12 protein-coding genes are annotated in these 12,388 nt (G+C 57.9%); 3 read left to right on the top strand and 9 right to left on the bottom strand.

The window, feature by feature from the left end:
• Window positions 1–17: 17 nt before the first annotated feature.
• On the bottom strand, window positions 18–1,235 hold the full coding sequence (trpB, locus tag HXW73_RS04505) for a tryptophan synthase subunit beta (protein WP_186255099.1): 1,218 nt from the start codon (window positions 1,233–1,235) through the stop codon (window positions 18–20).
• 104 nt (window positions 1,236–1,339) lie between these two features.
• Here trpB and HXW73_RS04500 point away from each other — a divergent pair, with 104 nt between their 5' ends.
• The gene (locus tag HXW73_RS04500; protein WP_186255098.1) at window positions 1,340–2,254 is read left to right on the top strand and encodes a LysR family transcriptional regulator; all 915 of its coding nucleotides are present in this window, start codon (window positions 1,340–1,342) and stop codon (window positions 2,252–2,254) included.
• Between the two features lie 26 nt (window positions 2,255–2,280).
• On the opposite strand, the gene HXW73_RS04495 is transcribed toward HXW73_RS04500, so the two are convergent.
• The 3 genes from HXW73_RS04495 to HXW73_RS04485 all read right to left on the bottom strand — a co-directional run bounded on the left by HXW73_RS04495 (window position 2,281) and on the right by HXW73_RS04485 (window position 5,505).
• The gene (locus HXW73_RS04495; RefSeq protein ID WP_186255097.1) at window positions 2,281–2,907 is read right to left on the bottom strand and encodes an SDR family oxidoreductase; all 627 of its coding nucleotides are present in this window, start codon (window positions 2,905–2,907) and stop codon (window positions 2,281–2,283) included.
• Between the two features lie 119 nt (window positions 2,908–3,026).
• Complete coding sequence (locus HXW73_RS04490) at window positions 3,027–3,791, bottom strand: ADP-ribosylglycohydrolase family protein (protein WP_186255096.1); 765 nt, start codon at window positions 3,789–3,791, stop codon at window positions 3,027–3,029.
• Window positions 3,792–3,897: 106 nt separating this feature from the next.
• A complete protein-coding gene (locus HXW73_RS04485) occupies window positions 3,898–5,505 on the bottom strand; it encodes a PQQ-dependent sugar dehydrogenase (protein ID WP_186255095.1) in 1,608 nt (535 codons plus the stop codon).
• Between the two features lie 178 nt (window positions 5,506–5,683).
• Here HXW73_RS04485 and HXW73_RS04480 point away from each other — a divergent pair, with 178 nt between their 5' ends.
• Complete coding sequence (locus tag HXW73_RS04480; protein ID WP_186255094.1) at window positions 5,684–6,619, top strand: glycerophosphodiester phosphodiesterase family protein; 936 nt, start codon at window positions 5,684–5,686, stop codon at window positions 6,617–6,619.
• Window positions 6,620–6,652: 33 nt separating this feature from the next.
• Here HXW73_RS04480 and HXW73_RS04475 read toward each other — a convergent pair whose 3' ends face one another.
• Window positions 6,653–7,285 carry a hypothetical protein gene (locus HXW73_RS04475; protein ID WP_186255093.1) on the bottom strand — a complete coding sequence of 211 codons (633 nt, stop codon included), beginning with the start codon at window positions 7,283–7,285 and terminating at the stop codon, window positions 6,653–6,655.
• A gap of 140 nt (window positions 7,286–7,425) precedes the next feature.
• Window positions 7,426–8,376, bottom strand: coding sequence for a formate/nitrite transporter family protein (locus HXW73_RS04470; RefSeq protein WP_186255092.1), 951 nt, complete (start codon window positions 8,374–8,376; stop codon window positions 7,426–7,428).
• Between the two features lie 241 nt (window positions 8,377–8,617).
• On the opposite strand from HXW73_RS04470, the gene HXW73_RS04465 reads away from it, so the two are divergent.
• Complete coding sequence (locus HXW73_RS04465) at window positions 8,618–9,385, top strand: class I SAM-dependent methyltransferase (protein WP_186255091.1); 768 nt, start codon at window positions 8,618–8,620, stop codon at window positions 9,383–9,385.
• A 46-nt stretch (window positions 9,386–9,431) separates the two neighbouring features.
• On the opposite strand, the gene HXW73_RS17830 is transcribed toward HXW73_RS04465, so the two are convergent.
• The 3 genes from HXW73_RS17830 to HXW73_RS04455 all read right to left on the bottom strand — a co-directional run bounded on the left by HXW73_RS17830 (window position 9,432) and on the right by HXW73_RS04455 (window position 12,335).
• Complete coding sequence (locus HXW73_RS17830) at window positions 9,432–10,475, bottom strand: methyl-accepting chemotaxis protein (protein WP_240538710.1); 1,044 nt, start codon at window positions 10,473–10,475, stop codon at window positions 9,432–9,434.
• On the bottom strand, window positions 10,456–11,112 hold the full coding sequence (locus tag HXW73_RS17825; protein WP_240538709.1) for a Tar ligand binding domain-containing protein: 657 nt from the start codon (window positions 11,110–11,112) through the stop codon (window positions 10,456–10,458). The genes HXW73_RS17830 and HXW73_RS17825 overlap by 20 nt, the downstream gene beginning before the upstream one ends.
• A gap of 176 nt (window positions 11,113–11,288) precedes the next feature.
• Window positions 11,289–12,335 carry an NAD(P)-dependent alcohol dehydrogenase gene (locus HXW73_RS04455; protein ID WP_186255090.1) on the bottom strand — a complete coding sequence of 349 codons (1,047 nt, stop codon included), beginning with the start codon at window positions 12,333–12,335 and terminating at the stop codon, window positions 11,289–11,291.
• Between the last annotated feature and the right edge of the window lie 53 nt (window positions 12,336–12,388).

Below are 12,388 nucleotides of genomic sequence, written 5' to 3'. Positions count from 1 at the left end.
AGTCTCCTGATTCGCGCTCATTGAACGGTCTCGCCTAGATGATGGGCAACGCTCATCATGTCCTTGTCACCACGGCCGCTCAGGTTGATCACCATCAGGTGCTCGCGGGGCAGCTGGGGCGCGCGCTTGGCGACTTCGGCCAGAGCATGGGCGGTTTCCAGGGCGGGGATAATGCCTTCCTTGCGGCAGCAAATCTGGAAGGCTTCCAACGCTTCGTCGTCGGTGGCGGAGACGTACTCAACGCGCTTCTGCTCATGCAACCATGCGTGCTCGGGCCCGATGCCCGGGTAATCCAGCCCTGCGGAAATCGAGTGGGCGTCGGTAATCTGGCCGTCTTCGTCTTGCAGCAGGTAGGTGCGGTTGCCGTGCAGGACCCCGGGGGTGCCGCCGTTCAGGCTGGCTGCGTGCAGGCCGCTTTTCACGCCCTTGCCGCCCGCTTCCACGCCGATCATTTGAACGTCCGGGTCATCCAGGAACGGGTAAAACAGCCCAATGGCGTTTGAGCCGCCGCCCACACAGGCCACCAGCGAATCCGGCAGTCGGCCCTGCTTTTCGAGCATCTGGGTGCGGGTTTCATGGCCGATGACGGCCTGGAAGTCGCGCACCATGGCGGGGTACGGGTGCGGCCCGGCGACGGTGCCGATGATGTAGAAGGTGTCGTCGACATTGGTGACCCAGTCGCGCAGCGCCTCGTTCATGGCGTCTTTGAGCGTGCCGGTGCCGGAGGTAACGGGTACGATCTCCGCGCCCAGCAGCTTCATGCGGAACACGTTGGTCTGCTGGCGTTCGATATCGGTGGTACCCATGTAGATCACACAGGGCAGACCAAAACGCGCCGCTACGGTGGCGGTCGCCACGCCGTGCATGCCGGCGCCGGTTTCGGCGATGATGCGCTTCTTGCCCATCTGCTTGGCTAAAAGTACCTGGCCGATGCAGTTATTGATCTTGTGCGCGCCGGTGTGGTTGAGCTCTTCGCGCTTGAAATAAATGCTCGCCCCGCCAAAGTGCTCGGTCAGACGTTCGGCGAAGTAGAGCGGGCTTGGCCGCCCCACGTAATCGCCTTGGAAGTAGGCTAGCTGGCGCTGGAATTCAGGGTCGTTTTTGGCGGTGGTGTATTCATCTTGCAGCTCCAGAATCAGCGGCATCAGGGTTTCGGCAACAAAACGGCCGCCGAAGCTGCCAAACAAGCCGTTGGCGTCGGGTAGGCTCTTGGATACGTTTACAGGTTGATTCATCACGACCTCGTCATGCGAGTTGAGTATGTGATGACGTTAAGGCAAGCGCGTGAAGATAAAAATCGATAAGATGTCAGCCATATGTGAGCTGGAGTCACGCATTCATGCACAACAGCATGCCACCGCTTAGCGCATTGCGCGCCTTTGAAGCCACTGCCCGGTTAGGCAGTGTGACCGCCGCTGCCGAGGAGCTAAGCGTCACCCACGGTGCCGTCAGCCGCCAACTGAAGAGTCTGGATGAGCATTTTGGCGTGGTCCTGTTTAGCAAAGCGGGCCGAGGCATTGTGCTTACCCCGCACGGCGAGAAACTGCAAAGCGGCCTAAGCGAGGCGTTTAGCAAGCTGCGCGATAGTTGCGCCGCGCTCAAACGTGATGTGGAGGAAGCACCCTTCACCCTCGCCTGCCCTGGCAGCCTGTTGGCTCGCTGGTTGATCCCCAGGCTGGACCGCCTGCACCGCGAGCTGCCCGAACTGAAGTTGAAAGTGGTGGTGAGTGACACCGAGCAGCCCGGCAAGCAAACCGACGCCAGCGCCACCCTGGCGTTTTCCGAGCCACCTTGGCCCGCGGAGGTGGATGTCGTCGAGCTTATCCCCGAGCAGATATGCGCGGTGGCCAGCCCACGACTGGCAGCGCAGCTTGATCCGGCAGATCCACAGACGCTGTTTTCTACCAAACTCTTATACACCGCTTCCCGCCCCCAGGCATGGCCGCAGTGGGCCCGTGCGCAAGGGCTTGAGCAGGCACAACTGGAAGCGACGCTAAACGAAGGCCAGGGGTTCGAGCACCTTTACTACTTGATGGAAGCGGCCGTGGCGGGGTTAGGCGTGGCGATTGCGCCAACGCTATTGGTAGAAGACGACCTGAAGAGCGGGAGACTGGTGGCGCCCTGGGGCAGTATCGAAACATCCGCCCGGCTCTGCCTATGGCTACCCAGCCAAACCGACTTACTCACCCACCCCCGCCGAAGCGAGCCGCTGGCGGAATGGCTCAGGCAGGAGCTCGGGTCGAGAAAGGAGTAAATAATCGCAGCCTATCTTAGGCTCTCCTACTTAATAACCTCTTCAACCGGCCGTTTGCCATCCAGCAGTACGAATTCTTGATTCGAAACATTGGATTGCAACGCATAGTGCAATGCGTGGGCGACGTTAGCGCGGGAGATTTGATTGTCGCCGGCCTCGTCGATTGAGCTTGCAAACTGTTGGCTGGCGGCGTCATCCGTCAAACGCCCGGGTTTGAGAATCACGTAGGGCACGCCGCTGCTGCGCAGATGGGCATCGGCGGCGAATTTCGCGGCCATGTAGGGGCGCAGCTTCTCGGGCGCTTCCATGGGGTTTTCGGCGCGTATCGCGCTGATCATCAGATAACGGGAAACACCTTTCTGCTTGGCGATATCGGCGGTGCGAATGGCCCCGTAAAGGTCGATCAACAGGGTCTTGTCCGGCCCGGTGTGCGGCCCTGAACCCGCGGTGAACACCACCTGGTCACAGCCTTCGAAGGCGTGGGAAAAGTCGTCTTCCAAATCGGCAATGACGGTATCGATACCTCTGTCATTGAACCATGGCACCTGCTCTTCGCTGCGAACCATCGCCTTGATCGGGGTGCCCGCCTGTTGGGCCAGTTCACAAAACTGTTTGCCAATCTGTCCGTTCGCGCCAATCACTAACGTCGTCATAACGTCTCCTTGTGAGTTGCCTGTATAGACTAGGTGCTGGCAAAAAAGACGACATTCAACCCTTGCACCTTACTCGCCTACCGCTAGACCCGTTCGACTCTCTTCTTCGGGGGCCGCGTTTACCGATAACGTTGACAGAAAGCGTCGGTGATCGCCCGTAAATCCGCTGTCAGGCGTTGTTTGACTTCCGTCTGGATCGTCTCCGGCACGCCGTAGAAGGCATCCGCAATCCCGCCCGCAATGCAGGCCTGGGTATCGCTGTCGCCCCCCAGCGATACCGCCTTGCGAACAGCGTCTTCGTAAGAATCCGATTCGAGAAAGGCGATAATCGCCTCCTGCACGCTGCCCTGGCAGGAGACGTCGAAGGAATAATGCGGGCGGATGTCGTCCAGCGTGCGCGTCAGGTCGTAGTCGAACTGCTCGGTGAGGGTATCGCGAATGGTGGTTTTATCCGCACCGGTGCGCGCCATGAACACGGCAAGCGCAGTGGCCTGAGCCCCTTTGATGCCCTCGGGGTGGTTGTGAGTAATATCCGCGGTGGCTTTGGCCTGGGCAAGCACGTCGGCTTCATCTTGAAACGCGAAACCGACGGGACTGACGCGCATGGCAGCGCCATTGCCCCAGCTGTGATACGGCCCGGCATCGTCGGCGGCCAGCCATTGGATAAACGAGCCCCCGTAGCCCGCGTTGGGGTATCGCCTGCCAAGCTCACGAACCGCTTCAGCGTAAGGCGTGCCATCGAGAATCGCACTGGCAACCGCTACGCTGAGCACACTGTCATCGGTGAAGCGGGACGCCGCCTGAAACAACGGAAAGTCGGTGGTTTTGATCGGCTGGTGCTCGTACACCGAGCCGATGATATCGCCCGCCAGTGCGCCAATCATATGGCCTCCTGTATTGCCGGTTGGCTGTTTTACATTGCTTCGTGACACCTATCAGCGTAGTTGGGATTCCCGAGTCTTAGAAAGGTTAAAGCATAGACGGGTTGATTTAGTTTGTTACCGGCATCACCCGCAACAGCCTGCCTTCGGGGCTATCGGTGAGCAGGTAAATCGCGCCTTCGGGGCCTTGGCGCACATCGCGAATGCGTTCGTCCAGCTCACCGAACAGCCCTTCGATGTCTTCGGCATTGGAGGCATCATCGGATAACCGCACGCGGCGCACTTCTTTATTGACCAGCGCGCCGACCAGCAAGTCGCCCTGCCATTCGGGGAACAGATCGCCGCTGTAAAGCGCCATGCCGGAGGGCGCAATCGAGGGCGTCCATTCAAGCATCGGCGGCTCGGTACCTGGGTAATGTTCGAACGGTGTCACCCGTGCGCCGGTATAATCTAGCCCGCCCGTGGCGATCGGCCAGCCGTAGTTAGCGTTGGCTTCGATGATGTTGATCTCGTCACCGCCGCGCGGGCCGTGTTCATGGGCGATCAGCCGCTGATGTTGATCGTCAAATACCAGCCCCTGCACGTTGCGGTGGCCGACGCTGTAGATTTCCGGGCGAACATTGCCGTGGTACACAAAGGGGTTGTCCTGGGGCACGCTACCATCCGGGTTTAGCCGCACGATGCTGCCAATATGGCTGCCCAGATTCTGCGCCTCCTCGCGGTAATCAAAGCCATCGCCCAGAGTCAGAATCAGGGTGTCATCCGGCAGCCAGGCGATGCGCCCGCCGAAGTGGGCAGCGCCCTGCTTGGCGGGCTGGGCGCGAAATATTTCGCTGACGTTTTCGAGACTATTTTCCGCCAGCGTAGTCCGGGCCAGGCAGGTGTGATTGGCCTCTGCATTGCCGCAGGCGTAGCTGAGGTACACCTGCTGGTCGTCTTCGAACTGCGGTGAAAGCGCCACATCAAACAGCCCTGCCTGCCCGGAGGCAAATACCTCTGGCACGCCGCCGAGCGATTCCACCAGCGTTTCGCCTTCTTTGCTTAACAACCGCAGCCGACCTGGGCGCTCGGTGACCAGCATGCGCCCATCGGGCAGAAAAGCGAGCGACCAGGGGTGCGCTAAATCGTCGGTAAGCGTTTCAATATGATACGGCAGGTCTTCCTGCGCCTGAGCAGATTGGCTAATGGCAGGAAGTACGGCGGCCAGGCTACCGACAGCGAGCAACACCGCCAAACCGGAAAAACCGCGCGGACGCTTGGCGTGGAGGGTACGGCGACGCAGCCCTGCGAACACTGAACCGGCCACCCCCGCGGTCGCCAGCATGGCAACAAGCCCGGCAATACCGCGCGTTGCGGCAATCAAGGTAGGCGGTGGAGCCAGCGTGTTAACCAGCCACAATGTGGCCCACTGCCCGACAACCCCGGCGCCCGCACACAACAGCATTGTATACCGGCCGCCCAGCCAACGGGACAACAGCACGGCCGCGGTTTGGGAAACCACGAACCCCACGCCAAACAGCAGTGCGTAAAGCGGCGCAAAATTGAGCAAATCCTGCCATGTGGTGGTGATTCGCACGTCTGGCGGTATTTCCACGCCCATCGACTGTAACGCTGCCAGGTTGAGCTGGGTTTGCACCACGCTGCCCAGCACCACACCCACCAGCAGGGCGATTATAAAAGGGATAACGTTGGGTAATATGCCTGATAGTTTGGTCATCAATTTGCTCGAAAGAGAGGATAGCTTGTCAGTCCCAAAGACTAGCAGCTTCTGGGTCGAATGCGTCAGCATCACTACTATTTGGTTCAACCATCGGCATGTCGCCCGTCGCTCATTTGGAATACCTCCTGAAAACGGGTAGGGTTATTAAACGTATATTCAATAAAAGGAAACACTTATGCAACGTCTTCCGCTAGTGACTGCTGTATCGCTGGGTCTTTTCGCTGGTGCTGCCGCCACCCAGGCGATGGCAGACACATCGCCGCTAGAGCAGCAGCTAAAAGACCTGCAATCGTTTCAAGTGATTGCCCACCGGGGTGCCAGCGGTCATGCGCCGGAAAGCACCATGGTCGCTTATGAGCTAGCTCATGAGTGGGACGTCGATTACCTGGAGCTGGACGCGCAAATCACCGCCGACGGTGAGCTGGTGGTGTTCCACGATGACTCCATTGATCGTACCAGTGACGGTGAAGGCGAGATTAACGATTACACACTGGAAGAACTCAAAGCCCTGGATACCGGCACCTGGTTTAACGAGGAAAACCCAGACAGCGCCGACACGGCCTTTGAAGGCGCGCAGATGCTCACGCTGGACGAGCTCTTTGATCACTTTGGCCACGATGCCCGTTACTACATTGAAACCAAGTCGCCGCAGTTGAACCCGGGCCTGGAAGAAGCTCTGGTGGAAAAGCTGGAAGAGCACGACATGATCGAGAGCGGCCGCGTGCTGGTGCAATCGTTTGAGCAGGACAGCCTGTTGAAAGTGCAGGAATTAAACGATGACGTGCCGCTGATCCAACTGGTGTGGTACTACCCGAGCGAAGAAGACAATTCTCGTCTGGTGGAATGGACAGGCGTGACGCCGGGGCCCGCCGAGATTACCGATGAGGACTTTCAGGAAGTTGCCGATTACGCCGTGGGTATCGGCACCAACTACCTCTACGACGGCCGGGAGGTCATTGACGCCGACTTTATTCAGCGAGCCCAGGAAAACGGCTTGCCGGTACACGTGTATACCATCAACGAAACCGAGGAAATGGAGCGCCTGATGGAGATGGGCGTCAACGGTCTGTTTACCAACTACCCTGACCGCCTGCTGGAACTGGTTGAATAAGCCCCCGCAAGCAATCAGTTCAAGACGCCCGGATTAACCGGGCGTCGCAGGCCGCTGAAAGTCGTTGATCGTGATACTGGCAAACTTTTCCAGGAAGAACACCAACGACTCAGGATGACGGAAGCGTTCGCTGAAGGCTTCCTGCCCTTCCGGTGAGTGACGGGTAATATTGGCCTCATATTCATTGCCCACTTTAAAAACGTTGGCGTGGTTTTCACGCTCACCTTCGCGATGAACAGCGGTGAGCGCGGTTTGCTGATTCAGCATGACTCGCAGTCGGCTCGCGTCACTTCGCTCATCTTCCGTGGCCCACAGGGGCTGGTCGCGGTTACCGTAGTGGTAGAGCATCACCGCCAGCAATATGGCAAAGATACTGCTGGTCAATACCCATGTCAGCGTGACACCCGAGACCGACATTTGCAGCATCACCACGAATTGCACGACCGCACCGACGGCCAGGGCAACGGCCAACGGTCGCCACATGCGCGGGTTCATCACGCTGCGCTGAAGGCTTATCCCCCAGAGCCCCAGCACGGCAAAAAAACCGACGACCAGATACACCGCCGCGAGCAGCGTACCGCCCCCCATCAACACGGCAATAATGCCGATCACCAGTAACAGGCTATAAAAGGCTGCCAGTAGGCAGTAGGCACGCTTTAGGGTCATTGGATCCTCCTGAGCATCGTTATTGTTATGACCTTGACCCGAGTATAGCCAATTCACCCGAGCATGCCCGCGCCATGATGCATTAGCCCGGTTTATACCAGCAGCGGTTAGACGGGCAATCGCCAGGTTGGTTATCAACGCTAGCTGCTTCTCTCACCGCTGGAGTCGGCAGGCTTGGCCTTCAAGGAGAGATCCTTGTCGCCGCGGATTTGTGCGTGGCTGATTAATGCAAAAATAAAGGTACCACCAATCACGTTACCCGCCAGCGTAGGCAGGCCAAACTGGAGCAGCAGCTCGCTCCAACTGATATTACCGATCAGCAGTAGGTAAAACCCTTCGCTCGCGCCCACCACGATATGGGTGAATTCGCCGATCGCCATGACGTAAGTAATAATGATGATGACCCATACCTTGGCTTGCCCTGCAGCGGGGATCAGCCACACCAGCGTGGCGATCATCCAGCCCGCGAGAATGGCCTTGGCGAACATTTCATAGGGCGAGTTTTCCATCATGTGCTCGCCTATCGCGATAAACGACTCATGGGTGGCCGAGTCAAACATCGGCATATATAGAAACGTGGCAGCAGAAAGCGCAGCGCCCAATAAATTCCCGACGAGCACCACACTCCACAGGCGACCCAGGAAAGCGAAATTTTTCCGCGTCGGGTTGCTCATGACGGGCAATACGGCCGTCACGGTATTTTCAGTGAACAACTGCTGGCGGGCCAGAATCACGGCAATAAAGCCGATGGTGTAACCCAGGCACTCAATCAGAAACCCCACATCACTATCCGGCAGCTTGGCGTGCATGACACCCCTCGCCACCATGGAAAAGCTCATTGAGATGCCTGCAGCCACCGCCGACAGCAGCAGTGCCATGGAGCCGCGCGCCAGTTCCTTTTGGCCATCCATGCGCAGCCGCTGGTGAACCGCGGCGGCTTGAGAAGGTAGCTCTTTGGCTTCTTTCTGCTCGTCGTTATTGGGGTTTCGCTTCGAGCGCTCGATGGTGTCGTCGGTCTCTTGCTCACCACCCGCCTCCGCATCCAGGCCACCTTCAAAATCATCTTCTGCGTGATGTACTTTTTTGCTCATAACCTTGCGTCCTCTGCAAACAATCCTGAAATCCAACGAAACAACAGGCTACTAGCCTAGCGGCAACCTGGAAAATTGGATAGCAATCTGCTGCCGGGTCGATCTGCTTGCCTCAGGCCCATTCAGATACAAAAACCAACCCCTGGGTTGCAGTAAAAAGCCTTGCGGACAACGCACCGAACCCGATGTCGCGCTATACTTAGCCAATGGTTTTAACGGAACACGACGCTTGGATGCATTTATGACCGACACATCACGCCAGTCGATTCGGCAATCTTGGAACCCTGAAGGATATGCCCAGCATGCGCACTTTGTTCCCGATATGGGCAACGAAGTGCTTGCGCTGCTTGCTCCCAAGCAGGGTGAGCGGATTTTGGATCTGGGTTGCGGCGATGGCGTGTTAACCGAACGCATCGCCAAGAGCGGGGCGGAGGTCGTGGGGATCGATGCCTCAAAAGAGATGGTCAGCGCCGCCCAGGAACGCGGGCTCAATGCACGCGTCATGGACGCCTACCAGATGCCGTTCGATCAGGAATTCGATGCTGTGTTCAGCAACGCAGCGCTGCACTGGATGCTCGATCCCCAAGCGGTACTCGCCAGTATCAAACGCGCCCTGAAACCGGGCGGGCGTTTTGTCGCCGAGTTTGGCGGGCATGGCAACGTCGCCGCCATTTGCACTGCACTGATTGGCGCGCTGCAGTTCCGCGGTATCAGCGCCCGCGGCCGCTACCCATGGTATTTCCCAACGGCCGAAGATTATCGCCACCTGCTGGAAACCGTCGGGTTCAAGGTTGAGTCGATTGAGCTTATCCCCCGCCCGACGCGACTTCCCACCGGCATGACCGGCTGGCTGGATACCTTCGCGAGCCCGTTTCTCCATGGTTTGGAGGATGATTTGCGTGAATCAGTGATCGACAACACCCAACTACTATTAGGCCACAGCCTGCGCGACGCACAGGGCAACTGGACCGCTGATTACGTCCGTTTAAGGGTGTTTGCTCGCGTCTGATCTCCCTGCCCCGCCTCACTTGAAGCGGGGCACTCATTAGAACTCTCTAGAACTCATCCCACTCGTCGCTATTCTGCTGCGCTGTGGCTGGCTGCTTGCTGCGCGGGCGTTCCGAGCCTGGCGCTGCCAGTGTGGCATTGGTCCGCGAGGCATCCGGCTTGTCGCTGGACTGCGCGACATCGCCCTGTTCCAGGCGGAAGGTCGCCATCAGGGCGGCAAGCTGTTTTGCCTGGCCTTCCAGCGAGGCAGCGGCCACATTGGTTTGCTGTACCAGCGCGGCGTTTTGCTGGGTCACAGAGTCCATTTCGGTCAGCGCGGCGTTTATCTGTTCAATGCCGTTGTTTTGTTCCCGAGTGGCGGTAGAGATTTCGCTTACCAGCGTGGTGACCTGGCGGATGGAATCCACGGTGTCATTGATCGTTTCACCGCTTTTCTCAGCCTGTTGCGCACCCTGATGAATCTGGCCGGTAGTCGCCTCGATCAGTTGGCGGATCTCTTTGGCCGATTCGGCACTGCGGCTTGCCAACTGGCGCACTTCGCTTGCGACCACGGCAAATCCGCGCCCTTGCTCCCCAGCACGCGCCGCTTCTACCGAGGCGTTCAACGCCAAAATATTGGTTTGAAAGGCAATCGAGTCGATCACCCCAATGATGTCGTTAACGCGTTCCGCACTCGTGGCAATATCACGCATCAGTTGCACCGTATGGGCCACTTCCTTGCCTCCGCTTTCAGCTGACTGCGAAGCCGACACCGACAGTTGATCCGCCTCTTGAGCGGTTTCAGTATTACGGCTCACCGTGGTGGCCATTTGCTCCATGCTGGAGGCCGTTTGCTGAAGCGCGGCGGCCTGCTGTTCCGTGCGCGCGGAAAGGTCCTGGCTGCCTGCGGAAATATCACCGGTGCCGCTGAATACGCTATCGCTGCTTTCGCGCAGCGAGACCACCAATGATTTAAGTTTGGTCTGCATATAGGCCAACCCTTTATAAAGCTGACCTACCTCGTTACGCCCCCGGTCTTCGATATCGGCGGTTAAATCACCGCTGGCGATACGCTCGAAGTGCCCTACCGCCTCACGCAGCGGCGTGACCAAGCCCGCGTACAATCACCATGCGCATGATCAGCGTCGCCAGTACGGCAGTGACCAACAGGACAATGGCGATGATTCCGACGATACGGTTCAGCGAAGACACCTCGATCAGCATGGCATCGCTGCGCTGATTGGCGTAATTGGTAAACGCCTGCATGGCATCGTCGAAGGCGATACCCAGTTCGCTTAATTCTTCCTGGCTGCGCTGTACTTGAAACGGGGCCGCCTCCAGCAGAGGTTTAATACCCTCGGTCACGAACGCATCGTAGGCCGCCACCATTTCGTTAACGTATTCAGTGCGGGGATCATCTTCGGCAAGCTCAACCTGGCGAAACTGATCGAAACGCTCGTCGGCGGCCTCTACGGCGGCCTTGGCCATCGCCTGGCTTTCCTGGCCTTTTTCAGGATTACCTTGAGTGCTAAAGCTGGCATAGCGATCCAGGAAGGTCTGGGTACGCAGGGCGTTGACCTGGGTGCGGTTGGCGGCGTTGGCCAGCTCTCCATTGTTGATCGCCAATTCGTGCAGTGCGTTTTCACTGGTGGTGCTCGGGTAGAAGCCCAGCCCGCTAATCAGGCCGATCATCAGCAGTAAGATGACCAGCGCGCCGGTTAGACTCCATTTAATCGAGAGGTGCTTCATTCTGTTGATCCCTTGGCTTTTTCAAATGTGGGTATCAACGCCTATCGGCAGAGAATGCCAAAAATGAAGTCGCATTAGGAAAATACAGGCTTTAGCCTAACAAAAAAGCCCGATGACGAGCGGGCAACTCGTTATCGGGCACTTATGTAAGCCAGTTTTAGCTTAACCTAGAGGCGTTAGATGGTCGCCATGTCGATCACAAAGCGGTAGCGAACATCGCCTTTTTCCATGCGCTCGAAGCCTTCATTGATGTTGTTGATATCCAGCATTTCAACATCGCAGGTAATACCCTGGTCGGCACACAGCTGCAGGACTTCTTCGGTTTCCGCAATGCCGCCGATCAGCGACCCAGCTACCACGCGGCGCTTGAAGACCAGATTGAAACCTTCAATGGCCGGTTCAATGGGCTCCAGCAGACCCACAATAATGTGCGTACCGTCGTACTTAAGAGACGCCAGATACGGGTTAATGTCGTGCTGGACCGGCACGGTGTCGAGCATGAAGTCGAAGGTCTCGGCGACGGCGTCCATTTGTGCCTGGTCGCTTGATACGACCACATGGTCGGCACCGTTACGCTTGGCTTCTTCAACCTTGGCATCCGAGCGGGTAAACACGGTGACTTCAGCACCCAGCGCTTTGGCCAGTTTGACGCCCATGTGGCCCAGGCCGCCCATGCCGATGATGCCCACCTTGTGGCCTTCACCCACACCGTGATGCTTGAGCGGCGAGTAGGTGGTGATACCGGCGCATAAAATCGGCGCGGCAGAGGCCAGGTCAATGCCCTCAGGCATTTTCATTACAAAATGATCGCTGACCACGATCTTATTGGAGTAACCGCCCTGGGTCATGGTGCCATCCTGACGGTCCTCGCTACCGTAGGTCATGGTAAACCCGTTCAGGCAGTACTGCTCCACGCCATCCTGGCAGGCCGAGCAGGTACGGCAGGAATCCACCATGCAACCAACGCCGACAATATCGCCCTCTTTAAAGCGGGTTACCTTGTTGCCAACGGACGTCACGCGGCCAACAATCTCGTGCCCGGGCACAATCGGGTACTGCGTCATTCCCCAATCATTTTTGGCGAAATGCAGGTCGCTGTGGCAAACGCCGCAGTACATGATGTCGATGGCGACATCGTCTGGACGCGGATCGCGGCGGTCAAAGGTAAACGGGGCTAACGGTTTTTCGGCAGAAAAGGCGGCGTAGGCTTTTGCTTCGCTCATCAAATAAAGCTCCTTGTTCGGATAATTCCCTGAAACTTAGGGACTGATACCTA

The organism is Halomonas sp. SH5A2 (assembly GCF_014263395.1).
GTDB lineage: Bacteria > Pseudomonadota > Gammaproteobacteria > Pseudomonadales > Halomonadaceae > Vreelandella.
The sequence above is the reverse complement of the archived record's forward strand: the minus strand, read 5'-3'. Positions and strand labels throughout refer to the sequence as shown.

Bases quoted from the DNA above. Each gene is read 5' to 3' on its own strand.
- trpB (WP_186255099.1), bottom strand. From the start codon at position 1,235: ATGAATCAACCTGTAAACGTATCCAAGAGCCTACCCGACGCCAACGGC.
- HXW73_RS04500 (WP_186255098.1), top strand. From the start codon at position 1,340: ATGCACAACAGCATGCCACCGCTTAGCGCATTGCGCGCCTTTGAAGCC.
- HXW73_RS04495 (WP_186255097.1), bottom strand. From the start codon at position 2,907: ATGACGACGTTAGTGATTGGCGCGAACGGACAGATTGGCAAACAGTTT.
- HXW73_RS04490 (WP_186255096.1), bottom strand. From the start codon at position 3,791: ATGATTGGCGCACTGGCGGGCGATATCATCGGCTCGGTGTACGAGCAC.
- HXW73_RS04485 (WP_186255095.1), bottom strand. From the start codon at position 5,505: ATGACCAAACTATCAGGCATATTACCCAACGTTATCCCTTTTATAATC.
- HXW73_RS04480 (WP_186255094.1), top strand. From the start codon at position 5,684: ATGCAACGTCTTCCGCTAGTGACTGCTGTATCGCTGGGTCTTTTCGCT.
- HXW73_RS04475 (WP_186255093.1), bottom strand. From the start codon at position 7,285: ATGACCCTAAAGCGTGCCTACTGCCTACTGGCAGCCTTTTATAGCCTG.
- HXW73_RS04470 (WP_186255092.1), bottom strand. From the start codon at position 8,376: ATGAGCAAAAAAGTACATCACGCAGAAGATGATTTTGAAGGTGGCCTG.
- HXW73_RS04465 (WP_186255091.1), top strand. From the start codon at position 8,618: ATGACCGACACATCACGCCAGTCGATTCGGCAATCTTGGAACCCTGAA.
- HXW73_RS17825 (WP_240538709.1), bottom strand. From the start codon at position 11,112: ATGAAGCACCTCTCGATTAAATGGAGTCTAACCGGCGCGCTGGTCATC.
- HXW73_RS04455 (WP_186255090.1), bottom strand. From the start codon at position 12,335: ATGAGCGAAGCAAAAGCCTACGCCGCCTTTTCTGCCGAAAAACCGTTA.